The organism is Shewanella sp. Shew256 (assembly GCF_002196695.1).
Taxonomy (GTDB): Bacteria; Pseudomonadota; Gammaproteobacteria; order Enterobacterales; family Shewanellaceae; genus Shewanella; species Shewanella mangrovisoli.
Map to the genome: position 1 here is coordinate 73,207 of NZ_NAJR01000010.1, position 26,756 is coordinate 99,962.

Here is a 26,756-nt window from a genome sequence, read left to right on the forward strand (position 1 = left end):
AATGGTTCCAGCTTTATTAGGTATTCCAGCTGTTGTCGCACTAATTCAGCGTATTGTTACTGCTGTAATGATTTATTTTGCAACTAAACGTGCACTTAAGATTGGCTTTGCCTTGACGTTTATAGGCTTGTTTTCTGCTGGTCTTAATGAGCTTTATGACAAGTTTGAGGGGTGGGTTGGTCAGTTGCTCGTTGCTGCACCTACTGAGATTGCTGCTGCTGGCTTGTTTCTTCCTTCAAATACTGGCCTATGTGTCAGTATTATTCTTTCTGCCGAGGCTTTTTGCGCTATGTTCACTATTGGCGGCTATATCCTCGAAAAACAATGGGAGGTTGTAAAGTAAATGGCTGTCTATGTTGTTACAGGCAAATTAGGTTCTGGCAAAACGCTCGTTGCTGTTTCACGTATTCAGGAATATTTAAATCAGGGGCGCATGGTCGCAACTAATTTAAATTTAAATTTGGAATATTTAATCAATCCATTTGCTAAAAATAGTCGTGTAATACGTGTAAGCGATAGGCCAACGGCTGAGGAGCTTGACGCATTACCAACGCCATATGAAGGCGATTATTCAGAAAATAAAAGCGGTCTTTTAGTTTTCGATGAATGCGCGACTTGGTTTAACTCTAGAACGTGGAATGACAAAGGCCGTACTGGTTTAATCAATTGGCTATTACACGCCAGAAAATTAGGCTGGGATATTATCTTCATCATTCAAAACGTCTCAATGATGGACAATCAAGCCCGTGAGGGCTTTGCGGAGCATGTTGTTCATTGTCGACGTTTGGATAGATTGTCTATTCCATTTGTTACTTGGTTTTTTAGGATGGGCGGTCTCAACGTTCGACCGCCTAAGCTTCACTGGGGGATTGTCAAATATGGCTCCAGTGATTCGTCTCCAGTTATTGAAAAATGGGTTTATACAGGTACGGCCCTCTATAACGCCTACGATACACGACAAGTCTTTTCAGAGGGTTCTTGCGGTATGCACTCTATGCTTCCGCCTAATACCATTTATGGGAGGTATACCAATGCACGCGAACACACCAAGCGTAGATTTAACAGTGCCGTCAATAAACTACTCGGCAATGCTCAACCTCGCGCGGCCTTTTTCATTGGCCTGTTCTTGGCATCTGCGGTCTGGTATTTAATGCCAGGCAATACCGTAGCAGCATCAGACCAAGGGCAGGCCAAGCAAACGGCAAAAAAGGGAGATAATAAGCTTTCATCAACTTCACCGCTTGAAGGTGTTTCAATTACGGCTAGCGTCAAAGGTTCAAAATCGTTTGATTACGTTTTTCAACGTGGTGATGAGGTGTTTTATCCAGAACACCTTGATTATCAAGTTAGATTTATTTCTGAATGTAAAGCGGCTCTCATTCGTGGTAAATCTGTTGACTATGTGACCTGTTCGCCTTTTGTCTCTTCGAGTGAAGCGCCACAGCCCCGTGAGGGTGCTGCGGCGCAACGAGAAGAGCAGGACGCAACAATCGCTAGTAATGTATCATCTAACCAATCAGATACATTGACAGCCAGCAACTAACCTAAAGGGATTATCATGGACTTGGATAAAATCGCCTCAAAATATTGGCCGCATCTTGCTATTGCGATCATTGCGTTTAGCCTCGGTTATTCAATTGCATATTTCGATATGATGGAGGCTATGGTTAACTTTCAACGTCTTTGTAAGTCTCCATTCTCTTTCAACTAAAACTGCGCACAATGAACGACGGATTATGTTGAACTGCTGCCCCTGTCAAAATGCGCCAGCGACAGGGGACGGCCAAAGGCCGAGTTTAGCCATAATCCACATTGTGCGAAGTTCACTTCTCAATAGAATGGTGTAACCATTTTATTCAATAGAATGGTTTAACCATTTAATCTATTTTTATACTCGGGTATCAATAAAAGGGATTATTAAGGCGCAGCCTTGATGGAAGCGAAGCGAGGCGCTTTTCGTAAGGGGCGCTTTTTGCCCCGAATACCGTCCTGCTAGACCGCTTTTTTAGCCGCTCTTTCAGCGCTGCCTTTGCTTGACGGTCGCAGACAAAAGGACGTTCAAGCGGTTTGGGCTTGCAGAAATGAAAAACCCCCGTTCTGTCTTACGGGGGTTAACTTACACATTTTATGCGACATTATTCGCAATACTAGCTTTTCTTTTCCTTTAAACCGTTATCTATCTGTTCTGCGCTGCTAACCATTACAGCCATTTTCACAATGTCTTTTATAAACTCGCGCCTTTCCTTTGGCAGCCTATCTATCATTTTACTTAGGTAAACAGAGCTTGTGCTTTGATCTCCAAAAACGATCTCATCGATCGAAGTATTTAATGCTGTTGATATTGCGACCAATGTTTCTAGGTTCGGGTTCTTTTGTTCACCTCTCTCGATTCTAGACATCTGAGCTACTGATATTCCTGCCTTATCTATAAGCTCTGCGCGGCTCATACCAAGGCTTTCACGCTTGAGCTTTATATTCTCACCAATTGTCATGTTTTCGCCTTTTTGAGTGCATCTATGAACTATTTTAAGGCATTTACTTGCATAGTTGATCTTTCGTTTGTATGCTTGCGCTATTAATGTTGCATGGATGATCTATTTGATGGCTAAGCAAGCGGTGATTTACTATCAGGACATGACCGAAGTAGGGATGGGTTTTCTTACTCTGTCGTCCTTTTGGGGTGAACAATGGTTCACTTCGCTTGCCGCTCTCCGCTTGGATATGGTTCACCACTTCGGCAATGATTATAAAATCGTTAACATGAATGAGCTTAATGAAGAGGCCATGAAAGCGCTGGAGGCATTCCATGCAAGCCTCTAACTTGTTAAGTCGTTTCTGGTTAACAGATAGATTTGGTCAATTGTGCCAATCTAAACCGCTGAATAATGATGATATTTCTTATAAGCGAGACACTTCGCCTTCACATTTAGTAAAAGGCACCAGAACACCTCTATTGCCTTGCTTTAAAAACAAATCAGTCTCTTATGCTGAACGTTTAGGTTATGTCGGCTTTGACCATTTAGCCTTTACTATCCATCTGAATAAGTTCGAAAAATTACCTTGTGATGCTTGGGTGAAACTGCCTGTCTATAAGACTTACCCTGATACAGTTGAAGGCTTAGACCTGTTTAAAGAGCATGTGATATTGGTTCGTCACTTGCGCTTGGAGCAGTTTGTAATTCGCGTACTTGGTTTAAGGCTTGGCGCAACGCGCAACTATGGCCGCTTTTTCTATACCCAATCACGTGAGTTGCTGGATAAAAAAGGGAAAGTATCGGTCGGCTTTATTGCCTTTGGTGGTAATGATGACACGGTATATTTTCAAATCTCTGGCACTGGCTGTAAGCATGTTTTTAGTCACACTAACGGTCATAGATTGCATCACTGGCTAAGCTTCTTTGATGTCAAGGTTTTACGCCGTTTAGACCTGTTCTATGATGATTTTGATGGCAATTTTGACTGCAAGTATGCCGAGCTAGCCTACCGTGATGGTGCTTTTAAGCGCAGCAAGGGTGGCAAAAATCCTCGTTATTCAGAAACATATGATAGGGATGATACCGGCATTCTTGGCGAGATTGTTCGTATCGGTTCTCGCACTTCTTTAGTCTATTGGCGCATCTATAACAAAGCGCTAGAGCAGGGCGTAAGCCAGACTTGGTATCGTACCGAAGTCGAATTGAAAGACATTTCTATTGATGTCCTGCTTACTCCTGCAAAGCACTTCGCTGGCCTTTGTCGATTCTCTGAATCTATCAACCTTTCAGATAAGTTTGCCGTAAATCCTATTTTCAAACTCAAAAAATCAGTTGAGCTAACGCTTGAAGCTAAGACCAGATGGTTAAGGCGTCAGTGCGGCCGAGCCATTTATGACCTTGTTGAAGATTGGATGCTATCGGGCGAGGAGGTGTTATCGAGGCTAAGCGGTAAGGACTGTAAACATATTCCAAATGAGCACGCTGAGGAACTGCTCGCTTCGCTCGTTGGTGATAATCCAAAAAATGGCGGCAAGTTGTCCGCTCCCGATTTTTACTCAGAAATAATAAGGTTCAAATCATGAAAAAAGTCATTTTTATTTTAGGTGTAGAAGCGGCCAAGGGCGTTGGTAAGACATCTGGTCGTCCATATGAATTTGGCAAAATCTTTAACTTAACGCCTGTTCGTAACTGGGAAACTGAAAAAGGTCGCAGTTCTCATAAGGGCTTCACTGTTGATGAAGAAAAATGCGTTGTCTGTCATATCGATGCACTTCCTCAATTGCAGCGCCTTGATTATCCATGTTTTGCCGAAGTTGATATCGATATCGACCCAGAAGATATGAGTTCTACGATTATCGTTGGTGCGACCATGGTTCAGCATATCGACATTTTTAATCCTCCTAAAAAAGCAATTTAAGGGGTAGGTCATGGAAGACAAAGTATTTGGCTTTTGGATGTGCTCATGTTGCGGAAATGTCTTTGATGGTGATATTGAGCAACCAATTAATATTTTAACGCTTGAATTATTCGAGTGCGCTTTATGTGATGTTGTTAATAAAGAGCGCGAACAGATTAATCTTCAATGTGTTAATGCTTAGTTTTTAACTGGAGTTAAATTCTATGCCTTATTTAAATGAATTACTTTTAGCTTTGCTCATTGTTATTCCATTCGCCATCGGATGGGGGAACGGTGAATCATGGAAGTAGAATTAACTTTTTGGCAATCAATTAATATTGATTTCCTAATGGAATTAGTTGGGCTTGGTTTGTTCAGCTATGCGCTCGGGTTTGCAATTGGCTATAAGCTTTATATGGCTCGATTGTTTGCCCACTCTTCAACCTAAAGGGGTGTTAAACATGAAAATCCGCAATATGTGTCAAAAATATGGTTCCAAAATCGCTTATGGTTCTGCCGCTTTCTTTGGTTCCATTGCCTTAGCTCATGCTGAAGGTGAGGGTGCTTCTGCTGTATTTACAGCGTTGCAAGCCAAGGCTACTGAATATGAAGGTTATGCTTGGACACTTTTAGCTGTTGTTATGACAGCTATTATCGGTATTAAGTTGTTCAAGAAATTCTCCTCTAAAGCGACCTAATAAGGGGCTAAATTATGAAAGGGCTGTTTTTAGCTTTTGGGCTGATAGCAGCCCTTTTTATTTCAAATAATGTGCAAGCAAGTATTTACGATACTGCTACTTACCATGCTCCTAAATCTGATTCTGTTTCATATTATTCTTGTAATTATAAAACTCCTTTTTATTCTGAGTTTTCATCATGTAAAAAGATTAACGAGGATAGAATTCGCGGCCTTAATCCTTCAATTAATTTTGATTTTGTAACCTGCTCATTAAGTGGTACTATTATTAACTGTTTAGGTCAATATACTGGTACACGCGCTGATGGCTCTACTTATGTTGTTAATTACGATTGGCCTAATTCTGGCACTTGGATTTTTCAAAATTCACAAAATTCATTATCTTGTCCACCTGATAATTATCCAAACTACACGTTTGAACGCGATTCAAATAACGACGGTAAAATAGACCAATGTTATGACCCGCGCGAATTAGATAACGCCTCCAAGTGCTCAGATTTGTTTAATTCCGGCTCTATCCTTACCGCTGGTTCAAATACCGCTCCTTTGGTGTGCAAGACTTTTGAAGATGGTTCTAGGTGTGCTTTTTCACGCGTCAATCAGGGTTCAACTCCTTACTATCAGCCTAACCTTGAAAAAGGTTGTTTTGGTGATGCAGAGCAAATTCCTGATTACGATAAAAACACTAATGAGCCACAACCACAACCTGAGCAATGCGTTCCTTATGCAGGCGGTTACGCTTGCGCTGCTGACCCTAAAAACTACTGCTCTAGTGAATTTGAATGCGTTGACGGTTGTGGTTATGTCAACGGCCAATTTGTCTGCTTTCGTGATGAACAATGTACGGGCGCATCCTGTGAGCCTGCTCCTGTTGATTGCACCACAGTTCCTGACGCTCCTGTTTGTAAGGAGCAACAAACTACCCCTGAGCCAAGTTTTTGTGAAAAAAATCCAACAGTAGAAAGCTGTCAAAGTGGCTCTAATTTCTGTAAGAAAAACCCTTTAGCGCCTAGCTGCCAATTAGGTGGTGATAATGGTGGAGGTAACGGTGGTGGCGGTGGCTTTGATTTTACTCTCGACTATGACCGTTTAATAAATGGCATGAAAGATGCCGCTAAGTCATTAATAGATGAATCACCAATTCCTGATAATACAGAAATGGATAAATCACTAGATGATGAGAATAAAGCTGTTAAATCTGATTATGACTCTTTTCTAGAAGATGGTGTTTTTAATGAAATTAAATCAACTTCACAGAGAGCTGTATTTTCTACATTAGAAAATATATTTCCAAGCGGTTCAGCTAACTGCACCTTTAACATGGGTGAATTTAATATAGAAATATGTTCAACCGCTGAAAAGGTAAGGGGTCTTTTATATTGGGTGTTTGCAATATTGACACTTATATATTTAAGGCATTTGTTCTATTCAACTATTTCAGTTAACGCAGGTAAATAAAATGGTTCCAGCTTTATTAGGTATTCCAGCTGTTGTCGCACTAATTCAGCGTATTGTTACTGCTGTAATGATTTATTTTGCAACTAAACGTGCACTTAAGATTGGCTTTGCCTTGACGTTTATAGGCTTGTTTTCTGCTGGTCTTAATGAGCTTTATGACAAGTTTGAGGGGTGGGTTGGTCAGTTGCTCGTTGCTGCACCTACTGAGATTGCTGCTGCTGGCTTGTTTCTTCCTTCAAATACTGGCCTATGTGTCAGTATTATTCTTTCTGCCGAGGCTTTTTGCGCTATGTTCACTATTGGCGGCTATATCCTCGAAAAACAATGGGAGGTTGTAAAGTAAATGGCTGTCTATGTTGTTACAGGCAAATTAGGTTCTGGCAAAACGCTCGTTGCTGTTTCACGTATTCAGGAATATTTAAATCAGGGGCGCATGGTCGCAACTAATTTAAATTTAAATTTGGAATATTTAATCAATCCATTTGCTAAAAATAGTCGTGTAATACGTGTAAGCGATAGGCCAACGGCTGAGGAGCTTGACGCATTACCAACGCCATATGAAGGCGATTATTCAGAAAATAAAAGCGGTCTTTTAGTTTTCGATGAATGCGCGACTTGGTTTAACTCTAGAACGTGGAATGACAAAGGCCGTACTGGTTTAATCAATTGGCTATTACACGCCAGAAAATTAGGCTGGGATATTATCTTCATCATTCAAAACGTCTCAATGATGGACAATCAAGCCCGTGAGGGCTTTGCGGAGCATGTTGTTCATTGTCGACGTTTGGATAGATTGTCTATTCCATTTGTTACTTGGTTTTTTAGGATGGGCGGTCTCAACGTTCGACCGCCTAAGCTTCACTGGGGGATTGTCAAATATGGCTCCAGTGATTCGTCTCCAGTTATTGAAAAATGGGTTTATACAGGTACGGCCCTCTATAACGCCTACGATACACGACAAGTCTTTTCAGAGGGTTCTTGCGGTATGCACTCTATGCTTCCGCCTAATACCATTTATGGGAGGTATACCAATGCACGCGAACACACCAAGCGTAGATTTAACAGTGCCGTCAATAAACTACTCGGCAATGCTCAACCTCGCGCGGCCTTTTTCATTGGCCTGTTCTTGGCATCTGCGGTCTGGTATTTAATGCCAGGCAATACCGTAGCAGCATCAGACCAAGGGCAGGCCAAGCAAACGGCAAAAAAGGGAGATAATAAGCTTTCATCAACTTCACCGCTTGAAGGTGTTTCAATTACGGCTAGCGTCAAAGGTTCAAAATCGTTTGATTACGTTTTTCAACGTGGTGATGAGGTGTTTTATCCAGAACACCTTGATTATCAAGTTAGATTTATTTCTGAATGTAAAGCGGCTCTCATTCGTGGTAAATCTGTTGACTATGTGACCTGTTCGCCTTTTGTCTCTTCGAGTGAAGCGCCACAGCCCCGTGAGGGTGCTGCGGCGCAACGAGAAGAGCAGGACGCAACAATCGCTAGTAATGTATCATCTAACCAATCAGATACATTGACAGCCAGCAACTAACCTAAAGGGATTATCATGGACTTGGATAAAATCGCCTCAAAATATTGGCCGCATCTTGCTATTGCGATCATTGCGTTTAGCCTCGGTTATTCAATTGCATATTTCGATATGATGGAGGCTATGGTTAACTTTCAACGTCTTTGTAAGTCTCCATTCTCTTTCAACTAAAACTGCGCACAATGTATATTATGTTAAATTACGTATCGGTGAATATGGAAAGCTATCATTCCCTATGCGTCTAATTGTCCGCCCAATAAAGGGTTAAGATTGTCATCGTTTAGCGCTTACCGTTGATTTTTGGTCTTATCAAGGGATAGATTCATTTGATGGGGTTATTTCAACGCTATTTTCAAGGCGTTCCTACGTGAATATATTGCCCCTGCTAGTTTTGCAGATTTCACGTAGCGCACGAATGATACTTGAGTTAGTTTGATATCACAGTCGATGACCATTCGGTCACACTAAGTGGTGACCGAATGAAACATACAGTATCAAAACCATCCATGGCCTTGTTTATTAATCCTTTTTACCATTTAGGCCTCATGTGCAAGTAACAGTGGATTTACCGTTGTGGCACCATAGCCCTTTGCATTGAGTTCGGCATCCAATCCCATAGATGCGATGTCATCTGCTGCCGCATCTAACAATGGCAAACGGTTGGTAAACAACATCTTAGTGTATCCCTTGCACGCCTCGCAGCTCTCAATCCGCACGGCTGCCTTATGGTCATCAAAGGACCAAATCGACATCTCACGGGATTGCTCGCAGCAGGTACAATGCGCGCGCACATAGTGCCACTCGCTTTCACACAGACTGCAATGTAGATAGCGCAGCCCTTCCCGTGGTTCATCGACAATCATGCTGGCGACGGGATGACTGCCGCACACTGGGCATAGGCTTGACTGCTTAACCTTATTCACATCCATTCGTGCAATCACCATGGGGGCCCAGTGTGACCAATACAAGGACAATCCCGCCCAAATAAATAGGCTGAACTGTGCAGGCACGGCACTAAACTCCCCTTGCCTCAGTTGAGTGCCCCACTCTAGCAATTGAGTTGGCGACTGCTGCTGTAACTCCTGGAGAACAGGCACTAAATGCGCGGGCACTTGAGATACCAATTCTGTCAGCAATGCTTGCAATGCTTGTAACCAATCCTGAGCCGTTTGAGTTTGGCTTAGGGACAACGGATATGGCACCTCAGCGTCAATCATTGGTACTGGGCCCATATCCGTTGCCGCAAGTTTTTGCTGCGTCGACACTAGGATTTGGCAGAGCTTGAGATAATCCGCCAGCGGAGAATCCTGCGCTAATTGGGCTAAACGACGTGCTCTATGCTGATAAACTTTCTCAGGATTTGCCGCTTTTAGCGGTTTTAATGCTAAGGGGGATTTATCAACAAAACTTAACGGGATATCGCTGGCCATCTTCATCGCTATTTTTCCTCGTGTTCTTCTAACATGGCTGGGTGGTGCTTACGGGCCCAAGCCTTAGAGACTTTGCCGTAGAGCATCCCTGTGATAGAGCCTTCAATCCAGCAGGCCATCCATACGTGTACCACCAGGGATAACAGCATTAATATGCCGCAGGCCGAGTGGACTAAGGTGGCCCAATTGACGGCTTCTGCCGAGAACATGGGGGCAAAATAAGGTTGCCACATCATGATGCCGCTGATCAGAAACGCCAGTACAAAAACCACAAAGGCGCGGAATAACATTTTCTGACCTGGGTTGTAATGGCCCACGGGCGGAATGTTCTCTTCTTTTTGCAGTAACACCCACACCACGGCTTTCATCCATGGCAAATCGTACTTATTCCACTTATTGTGCTGGTAATAGCGGATCAGCATCACCGCCAGCAGCAGACACATAGCGATCCCGAAGAATGGATGCATCACTTTTGCCAGTTGTGGGGTGCCAACAATGCCACTCAGCCACTGGAACGAAGGGTAAAAAAACGAGAATCCCGTTAAAAAGGTCACTAAGCCCACAAAGACTATGGTCCAGTGACATAGACGATCAACGAGCTTATGGCGCACTATCATCTCTTTATGACTCATTGCTTTTCCTCCTCTGTGGCGCCGGCATCAATGTAACCGGGCTGATCTTCCTCGACGATGTTGCGCCCTACCGCAATGCGGTGCATCAGGGCGAACGCCGCCGTTGCGAGCAAGCCTGCGGTGCCCAAAGGTTTGAGCCAATCTTGACGCCATTCGGTGGCGGCGGGGATTTGCGGATCCTTTGGCATGCCATAGGTTTCGGGTTGTGTGATGTCGTGGAGGATCATCATCATATGCGTTCCGCCAACGCCCTCGGGGTTATAAAGTCCCGCCTTGCTGAAGCCACGTTCCTTTAACTGCTCGACGCGTTTTTCGGCATAGAACAACATGTCTTCGCGGGTACCAAAACGCAGTGCGCCCACGGTGCAGGTTTTAACGCAGGAAGGCTCAAGGCCTACGGCGAGCCTATCGGAGCACAGGGTGCACTTATAGGCTTTGTTATCTTTGGCGCTGATCTTAGGCACATTGAAAGGACAGGCACTGGCGCAATAGCCGCAGCCAATACATTTGTTCGAGTCAAAATCCACTGTGCCATTAGCATGCTGCACAATCGCGCCGCTGGTTGAGCAGGCTTTTAAGCAGGCTGGATCGGCACAATGCATACAGGCAGTGTGGGTAAATTGCCAGCGCAACTTATTGTTATCCATCACTTCGTGATACTGCATTATGTTCCAGCTTTCGGGTGACAGTATCATTGGGTTCTGGTAACTGCCTTGGAAAGTACCGACATCTTCACGAAGGTCATTCCATTCGGAGCAGGCAACCTGACAGGCCTTACAGCCGGTACATTTAGTCGCATCAAACAGTTTAGTCACTTGCTGGACCGCACCAATGCGTGCTTGAGACGCAGGGGTGATATCCGTGGTGCCTGAGATGCGGATAATATCTTGAGAAGCCATAATTAGAAGCCCTCCGCTTTGGCAATATTCACAAGGAATGCTTTATATTCAGGGGTTTGGGTGTTGGCATCACCCACAGATGAAGTCAGCTCGTTGACGATATAACTCTTCTGCGTCAAGGCCTCGTAACTGCCATGGCGTGGAATACCAATGGTGTGGACTTTTTTGCCCTGAACCATCATGGGTTGGAGTCGTTTAGTCACATAGGCCTTAGTGACAATATGCGAGCGTTTAGAGCTTACTTTGACCCAATCACCGTTATTGATGCCCTTTTCCGCCGCTAACGTTTCATCGATTTCGATAAAGTGCTGTGGCTGGGTAATCGCAGCCAGCTGGCAATGTGTGGTCCAGTTGTTGAAGTGCTCCGTCATTGAGTAAGTAGTGCCGACATAGGGGAATTCTTCATTGGTACCAAAGCTTTCACGCAAGCCTTTGAACATCCGTGCCACCGGATTATTGGTGACTTTAGGATGCAGTGGGTTACTCGCTAGTGGCGATTCGAACGGCTCATAATGCTCTGGGAATGGACCATCTTTTAAGTCACGCAGGGCAAATAAATGGCCAACACCATCGGCTTGCATGATGAAAGGATGTGCCGAATCTTCGGCATTCAACTTGGCATTAAAGTCTGGCACATCAATGCCCTGCCACTTGTTGTCCTTGTATTCGAGCAGCACACGGCTCGGATCGCGCGGCTTACCTTGTACGTCGCAGGAGGCGCGGTTGTACAAGATGCGGCGGTTAGCTGGCCAAGCAAATGACCAATTCGGAGTAATGCCTTTACCGGACGGATCGCTATTATCGCGACGCGCCATGAGGTTGCCCGCTTCGGTCCACATGCCGGAGTAAACCCAAATACCACATGAGGTTGAGCCATCGGCTTTTAACTCGGAGAAGCCATTGAGTAGCTTACCGGTCGTGAGATCATAACCATTCATCTCCTGCGCGATTTCCTCGGAGCTGGGTTCATGCTCCATCGCATAATCCCACTTGATGGCTTCAATAGGCTCAGGTAAACGGCCGCCCTCTTCACGGTATAAACGTTTTAATTCCAGCATGATGCCAGAAAGAATTGCCGGATCAGATAAGGCTTCGCCGGGTGGATTAGCGCCCTTAAAGTGCCATTGTAACCAACGGCTCGAGTTAGCAATCGAACCACTTTCCTCAGCAAAACAGGTAGTTGGTAAGCGGAAGACTTCAGTTTGAATGCTGGCCGTATCCACATCGTTAAACTGACCCGCATTGCGCCAGAAGCTGGAGGTTTCATTTGCCAGCGCATCGAGCACTACTAAGAACTTCAGATTAGACAAGCCCTTAGACACTTTTTGCTTATCGGGCTGGGAGTTAAGTGCGTTGATGCCTTGGATAAAGTAGCCGTTAACCTCACCGTGAACCATCATGTCGATTTGCTTATTGATATCGTACTGTTGGTCCCACTTTGGCAGCCAGTCATAACCATAATCGTTTTCTGCGGTGGCATGATCCCCGAAAAACGCTTTTAACAACGACACGGTAAAGGCTGGGTAATTGTGCCAATAGTTGGTTTGGTTTGGTCTTAGGGCTTTGGGGGTGTAATGGGCTAAATAGTTTTGTAAATCAACATCTTTATCTTGTGGCAGTTTAAGGTAGCCAGGTAATCCTTGGCACAATAAACCTAAGTCCGTCGCGCCTTGAACGTTTGAGTGACCACGCAGCGCGTTGACACCGCCGCCCATGATCCCCATATTACCAAGCAGCAATTGGATCATCGCCATGGTACGGATGTTTTGTGCGCCGACGCTGTGCTGTGTCCAACCGAGGGCATACAGGAAGGTTGCAGCTTTATGGTCAACATGGGTCGCCCCAATTTGCTGACACACTTCAAGATAGGCGTCTTTCGGCGTACCTGTGATGCTTGACACTGTGTCAGGATCGTAGCGATCAACGTGTTTTTTCAACAGGTTAATCACGCAGCGTGGATGACTTAAGCTAGGGTCAACCTTAGCGTAGCCCTCTTCATCTAACTCATAGAACCAAGTGGATTGGTCGTATTTATGGTTAGCCTCATCGTAGCCACTGAATAAACCGTCATTAAATTCAAAGTCTTCCCGCACGATAAATGAGGCGTTGGTATAGGCTTTGACATAGTTAAGGTTGATTTGTTGCGTTTCGAGCAGATAGCGGATCATGCCGAGCAGGAAGGCAATATCGGTGCCCGAACGAATAGGCGCATATAAATCGGCGACGGCAGCACTGCGGTTAAAGCGCGGATCGACCACAATCAACTTGGCGTTGTTATGCTCCATCGCTTCTGTCACCCAACCAAAGCCGACGGGGTGCGCTTCTGCAGCATTACCACCCATCACAATGGCCAGATCGGTATTTTTCATATCCGCCCAGTGGTTCGTCATAGCACCGCGGCCAAAGGTGGGCGCCATTGCGGCCGGTGTTGGGGCGTGGCAAACGCGGGCGATGTTATCTATCCCTAGCATACCAATGGCACGGCCAAATTTATGGGTGATGTAACAGCCTTCGTTTGCTTGGGCCGATGAGGTCATCATGCCTAGGCTGACTAAGCGGTTAACGGTTTGACCCTGGGCATTTTTCTCAACCAGATTGGCATCACGCTCGTCTTTGATGAGTCTCGCGATACGCTTAAAGGCCTCATGCCAGCTAATGCGCTGCCATTTATCCGAACCGGGTAAACGCACTTCAGGATATTTCAAACGGTGCGGGCTGTTTACATAGTCAACCAAGCCTGCACCCTTAGGACACAGAGCACCGCGGTTAATCGGATTATCGGCATCACCCTCAATATGAAAAATGCTCTGCTCCGCATTTTTCCCGTTGCTGCTCTGGCTGTACATCAACAAACCACAACCCACAGAGCAGTAGCAACAATTGTTACGCGTCTCTTTTGCGCGCAGCAATTTAAAACCTCTGACGGATGCAAATGCCTTTTCGGACATTAACCCCAGTGCAGAAATAGCAGAAGTCGCGGCTCCCACAGCACAGAGTTTAAAAAACTGTCGTCTATTCATTGTCATTTCACACACTCTCTTTTATGTGCTCACTAAGTTGCAGCGCGTACGCTGCAGGCTTGAGTAGAGAACTTAACCCTACTCATGGTGCGAGTATAAAAAAGTGACTAATAATGACAATTTCTAACAGGTGATCGAAATCACATTAAGCTATCAAAAGAACATTTAACCAAAATAAGTTGTTTATATGATTCTTGTTGGAGTTAAAATCTATAAAAACTAACTCTTACGATATTTAAGTGATTTTATCGGCATGGACATTTTGATTAGCCATTTTGTCCACTTTGTACCAAGTTCCATTTGGGGTAAATCTTATTGTTGACGCGCATCACAAAAGTGACGGCGATTGGTCAAAATATGAATGAAAATACCGATTAGGCACTTTTAGAGCAAGATCACAATTTAAGAGAAATGATCGGCAGAAAACAACCGTTTTTCCAATGGATGTTGCTAACAGTGGTCTCTATCAATGTAGCTAGCAGTGAGTTAAGCGGTTTAAACAGCAGCGAATAGTTGCCACTTGAGTGATGAAAACACCATAGAAAATCACTTATCAACCCTCAGTGTAGAACGTTTTGCAAGCAATAAATCGACTCAATAAAGCTATAAACTAAAGCTATAAAGATTGATTTAAAGAATAGTTTTAATGATTGATTTCATAACAGGTGTTAGCGATTTTTATCACAAACTAACCGTTAAAGCGCGGACTGTCTAAGCCACAAATACCATTTAATTGGTAGATAAACACATCGCCGGCTTGCGGTTCTTGCTCTAATTGCGATGGTTCAAGTGAGTGTTTGGCACTGGTGACGATCAGCAGATCGCGTCTTTCACCGCCAAAGGCGATGCTGGTTGGATGGGTAACGGGTAACTTGAGGATAAGATCGACTTCACCATTGGGACGATAGCGCACCACTTGGCCACCGCCCCACTGGGCATTCCAGAGGTAACCTTCTGCATCGACATCTGAGCCATCAGGAAAAACACGATTGCTGGTGGTCGCAAACAGGCGCTTACGACTCAATAACCCCGTTTGAATATCAACATCATATTGATGGATTTGATGTGTTGGCGAATCGGCATGGTAGAGCGTTCGTCCATCTGGACTCCAGCATAGGCCGTTGGAGATTTCGAGATGCGTTAGGCGTTGGTGGCAATGCCCTTTCTCGTCAATGCAATACAGGGCGGCGTGTTGTGCTTCACTATGACGTTGTTCCACCATAGTGCCTGCCCAAAAACGCCCTTGCCTATCGATGCGACCATCGTTAAAGCGATTTCCCTCAATCTGAGCCTCTGGCTGCGCCAACCATGTCAGGCTTTGTTCTTCAATATCATAGAATGCAATACCAATATCGAAGGCGACGATAAGTGTTGTAGGCTTTGCCGTGAGGCCAAAGGAGCCGACGCGGTGGGGCATGGGGAAAGTATCTAGGGTGCGGGTGGCGAGATAAAAACGATAAATCACAGCGGATAAAATGTCGGTCCACCAAATAGATTGGTGTAACTCATCCCATAACACACCTTCGCCAAGACGGTTGCCAACAGGGATTGTCATCAACAGCTCGCCAACCGTGACCGTTTGCATGATTTACTCAAGACATCCTTTTACCCAGAATGGCCTTATTCTTAAACAAGGCGTTGGATGACGCAAGGGCAAAAGGAAAAGATAAATGTTTCTTTCTATTTAGCTTTTATTTTGTGGTGCAGATTTGCTGAGCACAACCAGTGCAATGCCACCGAGGATGGCACAGGAAGCTGCCAATAATCGAAGGCTCAGGGGTTCACCCAGCAATAGCACTCCCCCAACAGCGGCAATTAACGGCACACTCAATTGTACAGTAGCGGCGTAAGTAGATGACAATAAAGGTAATATAGAATACCAAATTGCATAACCTAAGCCTGAAGCGATGGCGCCTGAGACTAACGCATAGATAATTCCCATCTGACTTACCGCTAAGGGATCTCGAACTAATAGCAGTAATAACAGTGCCATCGGCACAGTGCGGATAAAGTTGCCCGCACTGATTGGAATGGGATGCTGGGCCCCTTTGCCTTTAATCGAGTAAATCCCCCAAGCGACTCCGGCGCTTATCATCAGCAATGAGCTCAAAAGCGGCGGCGCCGACAGCCCGGGTAACAACAGAAAAAGCAACCCCGCGGCTGCGCAGGCCAACCCAAACCATTGTCTGGTATTAAAGGGTTCTTTTCGGTACAGCCCATAGCCAATCATGGTGGCTTGAACGGCGCCAAAGAGTAGCAGTGCCCCCATTGAGGCCGTCATATTGATATAGGCGTAGGAAAACCCCGCTGCGTAGACAAACAATGCCAAGGCTGAGCTCCAATGGCCCTTGGCCTCCGGTGCAGGCTTGTTAAGGCTTAATAGCCAGAGCATGATGGCCCCAGACAACAAGCGGATCAGGGTAAAGCTGCCGGCATCGATACTGCCATCCTTTAACGCAAGCCGGCAAAGTATCGAGTTACAGGCAAAGGCCAACATGGTAAGCGTCGTTAGCATAAATAGACGAAAAACAGTCATCAAATTCCTTAGTCGCGGATAACCAAACTCAATTGCAATGTTGCAGACAATAAAAAAGCACCCGAATGGGTGCTTTCAGTATAGACAGCTAATCTAGATTATTGATTAGATTCACCAAATAAATCAGCTACATCTTGTTCAGTAATCGCTTCGTCATAGAACTTGATTTCATCGATTGCACCTTTGAAAGGCGTATCCCAGAAGTTGACCCCGACCGCAAACTTAGTGGTCGGTACTGAGAAGATGTTCGGGAAGTTCGCGCCGGTAAACTTCAATTCACCATTGATATAGACCTTCACCTCGCCGCCATTCACTGTGTACGCAAGGTGCGTCCATTGGGATTTTGGCATCACAAAACCAGTTCTACCGTCGTACCACGCGGTGCCTGACCAGAGTACCATGCGCTCATAATCATTTTGACCGCCTGGTAAGACGCTGGTCCAGCTGGAATCCGTCGCATAACCAAACAAGGCTGTAGTGTACTTATTCAGCTGCTCAGGGTTGAGCCACATTGACACTGAATAGGTGTAGTCTTTGATAAGGTTATTCGGCAATACAATACCAGAGGCACCATCAAAGACCGCCGCCTTGCCTACCGCGCCATCCACATAGCTGATTTTACCGCCTTCAACGCCAATCAGGTTACCCACTACAGTGCCCGCGCCGAAGTTAGCGGTACTGTCGTTAAGATTGTCTTCAAAACTATAGATTGCGACCGGTGTTGGCGGATTCTTAGCTTTAACGGTTGCCGTGAAGACTTTGGTTTGGGTCGCATTACCCAGTTTTAAGGTCGCCGTTAAGGTGACAACCTTGTCTTCTTCACCACGAACAGGTTGCGTTACGCCACCATGAGTATCAATAGTCGTTGGATCTGACGATTCCCATGAAATGGCCGAAGCATAAGGACCCGTTACTGGCAGTTCGATATTTTCACGCACCGCCGATAAGTCGCCTAGCTCCAGAATGGCCGTTGCTGAGGACAAGAGTTCACTATCGGCTAACTTGTCGATATCGAGGGCTTTGACTTCTTCAGCCGTTAATGCCGCTTCATATACTTTTAGCTCATCGATAAGGCCGTTGTATGGAACATCCCAGTAGTTAACCCCAAGACCGAAAACGCCCTGAGCCCCCGTAAAGTAGTTGGCAAGGTTACCGCTGCTAAAGCGCTCAACCCCGTTGATAAAGACTTTAACGAGCCCTTTATTGACGGAGAACGCCAGATGCGACCAAGTGTTTTCAGCTATGCGCTCACCCGTTACCCCATCAAACCAGGTCTCCAGTACTGAGCTGCCACTGGTATCGATATTATGGCTCCAGAACATGGTATTACCGTCCCAGCCCTGTGGCAGCAAGCTGACCCAGGTATTGGAGAACTTGCTACCATCTTCAGCGGTTTGCTCGTTAACTGCGCCAAAGAATGCCGTGGTAAATCCTGTGATAACCGCAGGACTTGCCCAAAAAGACACTGTGTACTCGTAGCTGGAGATAATGCCCGATGGCAGTAACACCCCGTGGGCACCATCTAATGATAGGGCTTGTCCTTCAAAGCCTGTGGCGTAACCAATGGCATCACCCGCTTTGAAGATCCTATCGCCAGTGGGTTGACCATCACCAAATAAGCCTAGGGAATCCTTGAGGTTATTCTCGAAGCTGTAGTGGGCAATACGGTTATAGGTTTTATGGGCAAATACGGTAATTTGGAAGGTTTTAGTCACCTTCTTACCATTGACCATAATTGTCGCGGTTAAGGTCACGACCTTATCGCCCTCGCCAACGTTGGGTCGGATAATGGTGCCATCGGTTCTGATTACTGACTCGTCGCTCGATTGCCACTCGATAGTTGATCCACGGGTACCTTGTGTCGGTAAGGCGAGCGTGCCTTCGGTGACTTCGGTCGGCAGGCTAATGCCATTTGCCGATGCCGATAAAATTTCCTCAGTGGTTTTATCGGTGAGCTTCACGCCCCAAATACTCACCCCATCATTAGAAATGGCGCTAAAGGTTGGCATGAGTTTGTTTTGTTCAGGATCCCATTGCCAGGCGAGTACGCCTTCAAAAGTGCCTAAATTGTCTAGCGTTAAGGTGATTTGGTTGTCATCGCCCTGTTGGTAAGCTCCTGTCACATCGCCAGAGACAGTACCTTTATTGGTCCAAGTACGGGATAACTTAATGTGCAGGGAGGTATGCGCCGCAGTATTAATATTTTTTGCGTGATTAATGAATTGATAATCACCAGTGACATCGATTTCATCGACAATGTTATCGCCGTTGATCGGTGCATAACGCTGTGGTGAGGCAACTAACCAACCATCGCTGTTGAGAAATAGCTCATGCACGCGCACGCTGTGACCTTCGCCAGTATCAGGGAAGCGCGTATGGAATACTAAGAAGTATTTGCCCGTTTGTGCATCATAAAAAGCGGAGTTGTGGCCGGGTGACAGGTAACCGTGATCATGTCCCACATCGCCCGGGTGGGCCACAAATTGGAAACCGCCCATCAGTTTTACGCCATAGTCGGCGATATTGCCTGCGGCCGTTGCGCCAATCATGTCGAGACCCGCAGCATCCACATAGGGACCGTTAGGATTTTTAGAGCGGGAGATACGAATGTTGTATCCGTCTTTTTGGGCGAAGCCACCAAAAGAGGTAAACATATAATAGTATTCGGATTCAGGGCTATAGATAACATAAGACCCTTCAATCGCACTGTAGTTGCCGCCCATGATCTTAGTGCCATAGCCCTGATCCGCTAACGGTTTACCCGTTGCTGGATCTAACTGCATCACCCAGATCCCGCCGGAATAGGAACCATAGGTCATCCACAGGCCGCCATCTTTATCGTAAAACACGGCGGGATCGATAGCGTTAGGGTCGACAAAACCATCGTAGATTTGACCATTCACGCCAGGATTTTCGGCCCCAATGTGCCCACTTTTTAAGATCAAACCTTGGTTTACATAGGGACCAAGAATATTGTCAGAAGTCGCCATCCCCAAATAGGAGCGTGATACACAATCAATCTTATCGGGACCGCCACAGAAGTCGTAATAGAAATGGTACTTACCGTCGGCAAGCTTTATCACATCCGGTGCCCACGAGCCGACAAAGCCGCCCGTCCATGCGGTGCCTTCCGCGATTTCTGACTCATAGGTATTAAACAGGCTGCTCTTGGCTGCACCATCCGAGGCAATTTGTGTCCAGTTTATTAAATCAGTAGAACTGGCCACCGCGAGGTGGGAGCCGAAAACATAATAGGTGCCATCGGTATCTTTAATGATGGAAGGATCATGAACCACTGCATTTTTGTAGCTCACCTCACCTGCAATTGTCGGATCCGCCGATGTCATAGGGGGAGGAAGTGTAAAGGTATTTGTGTCGTCTGCACTGTAGCTGCTGTCGTCCCCACCACAGGAGGCTAGTGCCATGATCAAGCTTGCTGACACGAATGAGCGTTTAAGCACCATGAGCGTCGTTCCTTTTATTGTTGTGTTTGATAATTAGGTTAGCGTTTATCAATGTACTAAATCCAAAAGTAATACAATACTACTGTAACACTAAAATTACATTAGCATTCTGGGGATAGAAGTAAATATCTTGTGACAGAGATTTGTGAGATTTTGCAAAACATTTGACGTTAAGGTCAGCTTCCTGGGTCTGTTGTGCCTATTCAACTCAGGTCGTGTTTTCACCATCAAACCATCATCATTTTAAATTAATTCATTTTATTTCAAATAGATAACCGTAATTCATCCCTTTTTCCGCATTTTAACGAAATGTGATCTTGCTTTCCTATTGCGTCAAACAGTGAGTTGACATGCAATATAGTCATACAATATGATTTTAACAGTTATGATAAATTCTTAACCTCGCCCGTTGGAGCGTAATTGACTTAATGCGGCGCACTATACGCTACAAAATAGGCAACAAAATTCTAAATTTTCAGGGACACTGTGGGGATGTCCGTGACTCTGAAGTGGAATAAAAAAGACCGGGACGTCAGATGGTGTCTTAGGCTACCGGGTCAAATAATAAAACTACCGGAGATTAACTAGATGTTTAAACAGACTTATTTGGCAAGTGCTATTCTGCTTGCTCTTGCTAGTCAAGCGACGTATGCGGCAGAAGCTGAAGCGACTCAATCGCCTCAGGCGGAAGAAACGGCACAGCCCTCTTCTGGCGGTAAAGCGCAAAATAACGAAGAGATGGAGATCATTCAGGTTCAGGGGATCCGCGGTAGTTTAAATAAAGCGGTAGAACTTAAACGCCAAAACATTCAAGTTGTCGATGCCATTATTGCTGAAGATATTGGCAAATTTCCAGATAATAACGTGGTTGAAGCCTTACAACGGGTAACCGGTGTCCAAGTCACTGACCGTGCCTCAGGTGAAGCCAATACCGTGAGTATTCGTGGTTTAACCGACGTCACCACTACAGTTAACGGCCGTCAAGTTTTCACAGCAGCAGGTCGTGAAGTCGCTATTGCTGACGTACCTGCGGCATTACTCGGCAGTGTTGAAGTCTTTAAAACCCGTTCATCTTCTCAAGTCGCCAGCGGTATCGCAGGTCAAATTGACATTCGTACTCATAGACCTTTTGATTTCCAAGAAGAAAAAATTTCGGTAGCAGCCAAAGGGATTTACTCTGATCAGCCTGACACTATCGATCCCAATTTCAGCGCTTTAATTAGCGACCGCTGGGATACCAGTATTGGTGAAGTGGGCGCATTAGTTAACGTGTCTTATATCCGCACTAACTATAATGACCAAGTGGTTGCACCTGGCGCATCAATGCCCTATTACGCTGAAACTGGCGTACAAGTTGACGATGCTTATTGGACTCGTGGTTTAGCCCATGGTTTAGATACCAGTGAAGGGGCCTTACTCAACGGTCAAGAATATCTGCTCATGCGTGACGCCGTATTCCAAAATATGAATAACGGTGAGCGTGAACGTCCAGCACTGAACCTATCATTGCAATGGGCGCCAACTGATACTTCCGAATATCTTTTTGAAGCATTCTATAACGGTTATCGTAATGATAACTTCAACTCTATGCTCTTTAGCAACGTAGATTCTTCTGCGAACTGGAGCCAAGTGATTCAAGATGGTATTGAAGTGTATGATGGTACTAACGTGGTTAAATCGCGTACTGCTTACAATGTCGCTGGTTTTAGCAGTTCAGATCATAGCCATAACAAAACAGATAGTTATGTATTTGCCTTAGGAGGTAAGTGGGACTTTGACAATTTGACGTTAAAGTCTGAAGTGGTCTATCAAACCAGTACCTATGAATCACAATTTCTGGCGATGCGCGGTGAAAGCGCGAATAGTACTAAAACTTTCTACGGTGTTGATGTTGACTATAACGACAAAAGCGGTGGTGTACCTAGTTGGGTTTATTTAGATAATCCAGACACTGATATTAATGAGTCTGATTTAACTCAACTGGCGCTTTGGCAAACTTCTAACGTATACGATAGTGGCGCTAAGGACGAAGGTGATTCAGTTACTTGGACGTTCGATGGTGACTATTTCCTCGACTACGGCATATTTACTAAGATGAAATTTGGTGTTCGTGCAGAACAACGTGGTGCCAAACACGGACTTTACGATGCCGGTTCTTTAAACACCAACGTGTTGTTTAGCGATCTTGATCCTAACATGTTCACCGTAACCTCCGGCTTCTTCGATGGTCGCGGAAATGTGCCAACCAGCTGGGCAATTGCCAATGGCAACTATTTGTACGCAAACCGTGCGGCAATTGAGGCCATGTATGGTGCAGATGAACAAGCACTTGCCATGTATACCAACTATGATATCACCGAAAAATCATATGCTGCATACATCCAAAGTGATTTTGAAACCGAGTTGTGGGGTAAGCAAGTTGATGGTCAAATCGGCCTTCGCTATGAGAAAGCCGATGCAGATATGGATTTCTGGGAACGCAAAAAATATGCTGCAGAGGATGTTGTTGATGACATTCGATACTATCTCGTTCATGACACAGATACCAATGGAAGTGCGGAGTTATTACCAAGCTTAATGGTACGCTTCTGGTTAACTGACGACTTGGTCGCACGTTTTGCCTACACTGAAACGATTCGTCGTCCCGCCTTTGGCGATTTAACCACTGCGATTTCTTATACAGAGGACTTAACAAAGCTTGGGTTCGGTCAAGCTTCAAGTGGTAACTCTAAGTTAGAACCTACTACTTCACAAAACTATGATTTCTCATTGGAATATTACTTTGGTGAAGGATCTTCCATATTCGGTACTTATTTCCGTCGTGATATTGAAGGTTTCGTATTTAACTCTTCTTCTACTATTACCCGTGAAGTTGACGGCGAAACCAAAAAATATATCTTAAGCCGTCCAGAAAACGCTTCAAACGGAAAGCTGACAGGATTTGAGCTAGGTACTGTATATTTCCCAGAGAATATGCCTAGTTACCTAGATGGTTTAGGTACTCAAGTCAGTGCAACCTTCTTAGACTCAAGCCAAGACATTCCTGAGTTTGACTCTGAGAGTGGTGAGCAAATTGGTACTACAACTCGTGAACTATTCGGTGTGTCTGATACTTCTATGAGTGCGGTATTGATTTATGATAAAGACGATTACAGCGCTCGTTTATCATACACTTGGCGTGATAAATTCTTAAGTGCGTATGATGCAGGTAGCTTTGCCATGCCACGCGGTATTTACCGTAAGCCAGAGCAATCACTGGACTTCCAGTTCAGCTACAACATCAGTGATGAGTTTGTATTAACCTTCGATGCGACAAATATTCTTGATGATGTGTATCAAGAATACTATGAAGACTCAGTACTCTATAACCGTACGAACAGTATCTACACCCGTACTTTTGCTCTCGGTGCGCGTTACTCCTTCTAATTGACCACTGTTGTGTAAACCGAAAAAGCTAATCCTGTGGATTAGCTTTTTTTATGCATTTAATTTAAATGCATAGCAAAAGCCTTAGACGTGCTTACGTACTTGCTGGCCATCAAACTGCTTTTGTCTCTGGGCAAGCTTTGTTAGTTTAAGGATCCCACTCTTCCTCGAATATTGACTATGTATACCGCTTGGTTCAACTTTACGCTGATCCCTATCGATATTTTTGCCCTGCTGACTATTACTGCGGCGTTTACTTCGTTTTTTACTGCCTGCTTCGGGATTGGTGGTGGCGTAATGTTATTAGGCGTGATGGCGCAAGTCCTTCCGCCTCAAGTAATTATTCCCCTCCACGGTGTGGTGCAATTGGGCTCGAATCTGGGCCGCGCCCTATTAGGTTGGCAGCATGTGCAGTGGTGGCTTATCAGTCGTTTCTTACCCGGCGCGCTCGTTGGCGCCGCCTTGGGGAGCTTAGTGTTAGTCGCATTGCCGCCAAAAGTAATGTATCTCACCATCGCCCTGTTTATTTTGTACTCCTGCTGGGGACCGAAAATTCCCCGTGTGGTGCTGGGAACAGCTGGGACGATAATCGCTGGTGCGGTAACAACCTTTATCTCGTTATTTGTCGGCGCGACAGGTCCCCTAGTGGCGGCCTTTATCAAACAATTAGACGTTGACCGTTTTCGCACTGTCGCGACCTTTGCGATGGCGATGTCGCTGCAACATGGCGTCAAAATTATCGTTTTTGAGGGGCTGGATATTCCTATCCTGCCCTGGTGGCCGCTGCTACTTTGCATGATTTTAAGCGGCGCCTTGGGTACCTGGCTTGGCTTTAAGATGTTAGCGCGGGTGACGGATAAACATTTCGGCGTCGCCTTTAATTGGGTGCTGACACTGCTGGCGATACGTTTATTGTGGCAGGCCTTCGTGGGATAAAACTTGGGATAAGAGAGCCTGAATAAAAAAGAGCAGCAGCTGCATACACAACTACTGCTCTGGTGCCGAGCAAACAAGGCTCAACCAAGATGCCGTTAAGCGACCTCAACTTAAACGACATTACAAGCACGCGTATATACCCAAGCTACCTGAAGATACGAGTTTCAGAGCGCCTAGGGTGCTTCAATTCAAGGCGCATCAATGTAAAAATGTCGACCACCTTTTGAATTGATGTAACACAGAAGTGGAGTGCCCTAGGCGCTCCGTCCCGGCGGGTTTTAACGTACTTTATGCTGTGTTGGTTATTTTTAACTTAGTTCACTAGGTTCTCAAATAACCGCCTTGCCTAAAGTGCGTTAAAGTCCCGCTGAATCCTACATCTTCAGGTTGTTTGGGTATTACCACCGCCGTGGTGATGCTCAGTTATTTAGAGGGATGAATTATTTCACCTCTCTAAAATAGAACTGTTGTGAAATGGTGTTTTTCCACACGTCTTCCACTATGTTATCGCCATTGGCATAGGAACCATTGGCCACTTTCATGGACGAACCGCCCTTGCGAGACACTAGCCTTAATGAGCCATTGGGCATCAGTTCGCTACGGAACTCGCTATCGATTGCATTACACGCCCCTAGCTCCAGATTACCTTCGTTGGTCACAAGGCATTGTTGCGCCTTGTTGTTTGAAAGTTGGATGGATTGCAGACGGTAAAATCCATCCGTTGTCGGCATTGCTTGCCACTGCTGACAGGCATCGCCGGAGTATTCAAACTGAGCTACATTGGCATTAGGTTTAAGCTGACATTGTTCGGCACTGACCACTCGGCCGCTATGGGCGTTGACTATGGCAAATGTTGAGACAGGCTCAATCCGCCAATCGGTGCATTCACTGACACGGTTTTCCCCCGCAATCACCTCTGCGCCGGCCTTTTTACTGCAGTTTTTCGCCTGCAGATTGCCGATAGAGCGATCGTTTGCGAAACGGAACCAGCCTTCACGGGTCGAATCCACCGACCAACGCTGACAACGGGAGGCGACCCAAGGCGCAGTATTCAGTGCTGTTGAAGACTCATCTTGGCACTGAGCTTGAGTTAAAAAGGTTCCCTGACCCACATTAGCAAAGCGATACAGGCCATCGTTACTCGGATCAATTACCCATTGGCTGTTGTCATCCTCGCACTTACCGACACTGACCTGGCCCTTGGCATTGGTCACTAGGCATTGACCGACCTCACGGCTCACGATGCGGTATTTCACGCCTTCCACTTGAGTGGTTATCGGACCAAACTCGCCACTTGGGACAGGCAATTGCTTTTTATCCGCCATCGGTTCGCCAAATTTAGGCAAGCCTTTGTTATCCCATGTAAAGGGTTGAGCACGTGCCGCTCGGGTACCACTACAGCCATCGGAGGCCGAGGAGTTGCCATGGTAAATGAGCCAATCTTCTTTCCCATCGGGAGACTTGAAGAAACCATGATGGCCAGGGCCATAGACGCCATTGGCTTTGCTAAAGAAAGGCTTGTCGTACTTAGTCCATGCGGCGGGATCCATAGGATCGTCACCTGTGAGTTCAACCACGGCTAAGGAATAATCCTCAGTGTTACAAAAGCTTGCCGAGTGAACTAAAAAGGTTCTGCCCTCATGCTGGATGATTTCAGGGCCTTCGTTGACGTTTAAGCCTGATTTTTCCCAGTCGTGAATGGGCGCAGTGATCACCTTATGTTCGCCCTCGACGGTCCAAGGGTTGCTCATCTTGGCAATCAAGTTAACTTGATCTTGGCCATGCCATTCGGACCAGAGGAAATATAACTGGCCTTTATACTCCAAATAGCTGCCGTCGATATTCCAGTGGTCGGGCATTGGCGTGCCCTTAAACTTGTATGGCCCCATAGGGTCACTGCCTTCACTCTCGAGGATATGGTTACGCTGGCCATCGAAGTTTTCTGCCACGCCCGAGGTGTAAATCACGTACCAACGTAATCCCTGCGCAGTTTGCAGAGGGTGGAATTCGAATGCCCAAAAATTACAGCAGTTGGATTTATCGGTACCGCTCCAAATGTTGTGGGCTGGCGCATCGGCAAGCCCTGCAATGGTGGGCGATTTACGCATCACCAGCTCAGAGGTCCAGGTGGTGGTCGTTAGGTAATAGTTACCATTGTGGTATTCGAGCCAAGGATCGGCCCCATTTCGAAATAACGGATTCGCAAAGGTCGCTGCGGTAATGCGGTTTTCATCCGCGCCCTTCGCACTCTCTGCAGCGTGTAGGTTACCTGCCCCCAAGCAGGTCGCACTAAGTCCCATGGCCAGCGCAAGCGTAGCCATTCGTTTGTTGATTGTATGAGTCATTA

General features: G+C 45.8%; 22 protein-coding genes. 13 read left to right on the forward strand and 9 right to left on the reverse strand.

The window, feature by feature from the left end; genetic code table 11:
* Position 1: 1 nt before the first annotated feature.
* The gene (locus B5P39_RS17065) at positions 2-343 is read left to right on the forward strand and encodes a DUF5455 family protein (protein WP_088212376.1); all 342 of its coding nucleotides are present in this window, start codon (positions 2-4) and stop codon (positions 341-343) included.
* Positions 344-1,543 (forward strand): zonular occludens toxin domain-containing protein, encoded by a 1,200-nt coding sequence (locus tag B5P39_RS17070; protein ID WP_088212377.1) that lies wholly within the window; start codon positions 344-346, stop codon positions 1,541-1,543.
* A 604-nt stretch (positions 1,544-2,147) separates the two neighbouring features.
* Here the strand turns inward: B5P39_RS17070 and B5P39_RS17075 are convergent.
* The gene (locus tag B5P39_RS17075) at positions 2,148-2,492 is read right to left on the reverse strand and encodes a helix-turn-helix domain-containing protein (RefSeq protein ID WP_088212371.1); all 345 of its coding nucleotides are present in this window, start codon (positions 2,490-2,492) and stop codon (positions 2,148-2,150) included.
* 109 nt (positions 2,493-2,601) lie between these two features.
* Between B5P39_RS17075 and B5P39_RS17080 the strand changes: the two genes are divergently transcribed.
* The 9 genes from B5P39_RS17080 (at position 2,602) to B5P39_RS17110 (ending at position 8,069) form a co-directional block, all read left to right on the forward strand.
* Positions 2,602-2,820, forward strand: a complete 219-nt coding sequence (locus B5P39_RS17080) for a hypothetical protein (RefSeq protein ID WP_088212372.1) — start codon at positions 2,602-2,604, stop codon at positions 2,818-2,820.
* On the forward strand, positions 2,807-4,057 hold the full coding sequence (locus tag B5P39_RS17085; protein WP_088212373.1) for a replication initiation factor domain-containing protein: 1,251 nt from the start codon (positions 2,807-2,809) through the stop codon (positions 4,055-4,057). The genes B5P39_RS17080 and B5P39_RS17085 overlap by 14 nt, the downstream gene beginning before the upstream one ends.
* Positions 4,054-4,392 carry a hypothetical protein gene (locus B5P39_RS17090; RefSeq protein ID WP_088212374.1) on the forward strand — a complete coding sequence of 113 codons (339 nt, stop codon included), beginning with the start codon at positions 4,054-4,056 and terminating at the stop codon, positions 4,390-4,392. The genes B5P39_RS17085 and B5P39_RS17090 overlap by 4 nt, the downstream gene beginning before the upstream one ends.
* A 10-nt stretch (positions 4,393-4,402) precedes the next feature.
* Positions 4,403-4,573 carry a hypothetical protein gene (locus B5P39_RS24710; RefSeq protein WP_176399979.1) on the forward strand — a complete coding sequence of 57 codons (171 nt, stop codon included), beginning with the start codon at positions 4,403-4,405 and terminating at the stop codon, positions 4,571-4,573.
* A 99-nt stretch (positions 4,574-4,672) separates the two neighbouring features.
* Positions 4,673-4,819: a hypothetical protein gene (locus tag B5P39_RS24715; protein WP_176399980.1), complete on the forward strand. Its 147-nt coding sequence runs from the start codon at positions 4,673-4,675 to the stop codon at positions 4,817-4,819.
* Positions 4,820-4,832: 13 nt separating this feature from the next.
* On the forward strand, positions 4,833-5,069 hold the full coding sequence (locus B5P39_RS17095; protein WP_217895747.1) for a major coat protein: 237 nt from the start codon (positions 4,833-4,835) through the stop codon (positions 5,067-5,069).
* Between the two features lie 14 nt (positions 5,070-5,083).
* Positions 5,084-6,526 carry a hypothetical protein gene (locus tag B5P39_RS17100; RefSeq protein WP_088212375.1) on the forward strand — a complete coding sequence of 481 codons (1,443 nt, stop codon included), beginning with the start codon at positions 5,084-5,086 and terminating at the stop codon, positions 6,524-6,526.
* A gap of 1 nt (position 6,527) precedes the next feature.
* Positions 6,528-6,869 (forward strand): DUF5455 family protein, encoded by a 342-nt coding sequence (locus B5P39_RS17105; RefSeq protein WP_088212376.1) that lies wholly within the window; start codon positions 6,528-6,530, stop codon positions 6,867-6,869.
* Positions 6,870-8,069 carry a zonular occludens toxin domain-containing protein gene (locus B5P39_RS17110; protein ID WP_088212377.1) on the forward strand — a complete coding sequence of 400 codons (1,200 nt, stop codon included), beginning with the start codon at positions 6,870-6,872 and terminating at the stop codon, positions 8,067-8,069. It begins immediately after the preceding gene.
* A 533-nt stretch (positions 8,070-8,602) separates the two neighbouring features.
* On the opposite strand, the gene fdhE is transcribed toward B5P39_RS17110, so the two are convergent.
* From fdhE to B5P39_RS17145, 7 genes are all read right to left on the reverse strand, one after another.
* Positions 8,603-9,502: a formate dehydrogenase accessory protein FdhE gene (gene fdhE / locus B5P39_RS17115; RefSeq protein WP_088212378.1), complete on the reverse strand. Its 900-nt coding sequence runs from the start codon at positions 9,500-9,502 to the stop codon at positions 8,603-8,605.
* A gap of 2 nt (positions 9,503-9,504) precedes the next feature.
* A complete protein-coding gene (locus B5P39_RS17120; RefSeq protein WP_023265795.1) occupies positions 9,505-10,128 on the reverse strand; it encodes a formate dehydrogenase subunit gamma in 624 nt (207 codons plus the stop codon).
* Positions 10,125-11,027, reverse strand: a complete 903-nt coding sequence (gene fdxH, locus B5P39_RS17125) for a formate dehydrogenase subunit beta (protein WP_088212379.1) — start codon at positions 11,025-11,027, stop codon at positions 10,125-10,127. The genes B5P39_RS17120 and fdxH overlap by 4 nt, the downstream gene beginning before the upstream one ends.
* Before the next feature lie 2 nt (positions 11,028-11,029).
* Positions 11,030-14,047 (reverse strand): formate dehydrogenase-N subunit alpha, encoded by a 3,018-nt coding sequence (gene fdnG, locus B5P39_RS17130; protein WP_088212442.1) that lies wholly within the window; start codon positions 14,045-14,047, stop codon positions 11,030-11,032.
* 688 nt (positions 14,048-14,735) lie between these two features.
* Entirely contained in the window at positions 14,736-15,632 is an 897-nt protein-coding gene (locus B5P39_RS17135; protein ID WP_088212380.1) for an SMP-30/gluconolactonase/LRE family protein, read from the reverse strand.
* A 99-nt stretch (positions 15,633-15,731) separates the two neighbouring features.
* A complete protein-coding gene (locus B5P39_RS17140; protein ID WP_088212381.1) occupies positions 15,732-16,583 on the reverse strand; it encodes a DMT family transporter in 852 nt (283 codons plus the stop codon).
* 98 nt (positions 16,584-16,681) lie between these two features.
* Entirely contained in the window at positions 16,682-20,047 is a 3,366-nt protein-coding gene (locus B5P39_RS17145) for a LamG-like jellyroll fold domain-containing protein (protein ID WP_088212382.1), read from the reverse strand.
* Between the two features lie 588 nt (positions 20,048-20,635).
* On the opposite strand from B5P39_RS17145, the gene B5P39_RS17150 reads away from it, so the two are divergent.
* Both B5P39_RS17150 and B5P39_RS17155 read left to right on the forward strand, forming a co-directional pair.
* Positions 20,636-23,473, forward strand: a complete 2,838-nt coding sequence (locus tag B5P39_RS17150; RefSeq protein WP_088212383.1) for a TonB-dependent receptor — start codon at positions 20,636-20,638, stop codon at positions 23,471-23,473.
* A gap of 180 nt (positions 23,474-23,653) precedes the next feature.
* Entirely contained in the window at positions 23,654-24,409 is a 756-nt protein-coding gene (locus B5P39_RS17155) for a sulfite exporter TauE/SafE family protein (protein ID WP_088212384.1), read from the forward strand.
* A 440-nt stretch (positions 24,410-24,849) separates the two neighbouring features.
* Here the strand turns inward: B5P39_RS17155 and B5P39_RS17160 are convergent, their stop codons facing one another.
* Positions 24,850-26,754 carry a family 43 glycosylhydrolase gene (locus B5P39_RS17160; RefSeq protein ID WP_088212385.1) on the reverse strand — a complete coding sequence of 635 codons (1,905 nt, stop codon included), beginning with the start codon at positions 26,752-26,754 and terminating at the stop codon, positions 24,850-24,852.
* Positions 26,755-26,756: the final 2 nt, after the last annotated feature.

What these genes read in the sequence shown, in the direction of transcription:
- B5P39_RS17140 (WP_088212381.1), bottom strand. Translation starts at nt 16,583, where the DNA reads ATGACTGTTTTTCGTCTATTTATGCTAACGACGCTTACCATGTTGGCC.
- B5P39_RS17155 (WP_088212384.1), top strand. Translation starts at nt 23,654, where the DNA reads ATGTATACCGCTTGGTTCAACTTTACGCTGATCCCTATCGATATTTTT.
- B5P39_RS17120 (WP_023265795.1), bottom strand. Translation starts at nt 10,128, where the DNA reads ATGAGTCATAAAGAGATGATAGTGCGCCATAAGCTCGTTGATCGTCTA.
- B5P39_RS17085 (WP_088212373.1), top strand. Translation starts at nt 2,807, where the DNA reads ATGCAAGCCTCTAACTTGTTAAGTCGTTTCTGGTTAACAGATAGATTT.
- B5P39_RS24710 (WP_176399979.1), top strand. Translation starts at nt 4,403, where the DNA reads ATGGAAGACAAAGTATTTGGCTTTTGGATGTGCTCATGTTGCGGAAAT.
- B5P39_RS17095 (WP_217895747.1), top strand. Translation starts at nt 4,833, where the DNA reads ATGAAAATCCGCAATATGTGTCAAAAATATGGTTCCAAAATCGCTTAT.
- B5P39_RS17080 (WP_088212372.1), top strand. Translation starts at nt 2,602, where the DNA reads ATGGCTAAGCAAGCGGTGATTTACTATCAGGACATGACCGAAGTAGGG.
- B5P39_RS17150 (WP_088212383.1), top strand. Translation starts at nt 20,636, where the DNA reads ATGTTTAAACAGACTTATTTGGCAAGTGCTATTCTGCTTGCTCTTGCT.
- fdxH (WP_088212379.1), bottom strand. Translation starts at nt 11,027, where the DNA reads ATGGCTTCTCAAGATATTATCCGCATCTCAGGCACCACGGATATCACC.
- B5P39_RS17100 (WP_088212375.1), top strand. Translation starts at nt 5,084, where the DNA reads ATGAAAGGGCTGTTTTTAGCTTTTGGGCTGATAGCAGCCCTTTTTATT.
- B5P39_RS17145 (WP_088212382.1), bottom strand. Translation starts at nt 20,047, where the DNA reads ATGGTGCTTAAACGCTCATTCGTGTCAGCAAGCTTGATCATGGCACTA.
- B5P39_RS24715 (WP_176399980.1), top strand. Translation starts at nt 4,673, where the DNA reads ATGGAAGTAGAATTAACTTTTTGGCAATCAATTAATATTGATTTCCTA.
- B5P39_RS17075 (WP_088212371.1), bottom strand. Translation starts at nt 2,492, where the DNA reads ATGACAATTGGTGAGAATATAAAGCTCAAGCGTGAAAGCCTTGGTATG.
- B5P39_RS17135 (WP_088212380.1), bottom strand. Translation starts at nt 15,632, where the DNA reads ATGCAAACGGTCACGGTTGGCGAGCTGTTGATGACAATCCCTGTTGGC.
- B5P39_RS17090 (WP_088212374.1), top strand. Translation starts at nt 4,054, where the DNA reads ATGAAAAAAGTCATTTTTATTTTAGGTGTAGAAGCGGCCAAGGGCGTT.
- B5P39_RS17065 (WP_088212376.1), top strand. Translation starts at nt 2, where the DNA reads ATGGTTCCAGCTTTATTAGGTATTCCAGCTGTTGTCGCACTAATTCAG.
- fdhE (WP_088212378.1), bottom strand. Translation starts at nt 9,502, where the DNA reads ATGAAGATGGCCAGCGATATCCCGTTAAGTTTTGTTGATAAATCCCCC.
- B5P39_RS17070 (WP_088212377.1), top strand. Translation starts at nt 344, where the DNA reads ATGGCTGTCTATGTTGTTACAGGCAAATTAGGTTCTGGCAAAACGCTC.
- B5P39_RS17110 (WP_088212377.1), top strand. Translation starts at nt 6,870, where the DNA reads ATGGCTGTCTATGTTGTTACAGGCAAATTAGGTTCTGGCAAAACGCTC.
- fdnG (WP_088212442.1), bottom strand. Translation starts at nt 14,047, where the DNA reads ATGAATAGACGACAGTTTTTTAAACTCTGTGCTGTGGGAGCCGCGACT.
- B5P39_RS17160 (WP_088212385.1), bottom strand. Translation starts at nt 26,754, where the DNA reads ATGACTCATACAATCAACAAACGAATGGCTACGCTTGCGCTGGCCATG.
- B5P39_RS17105 (WP_088212376.1), top strand. Translation starts at nt 6,528, where the DNA reads ATGGTTCCAGCTTTATTAGGTATTCCAGCTGTTGTCGCACTAATTCAG.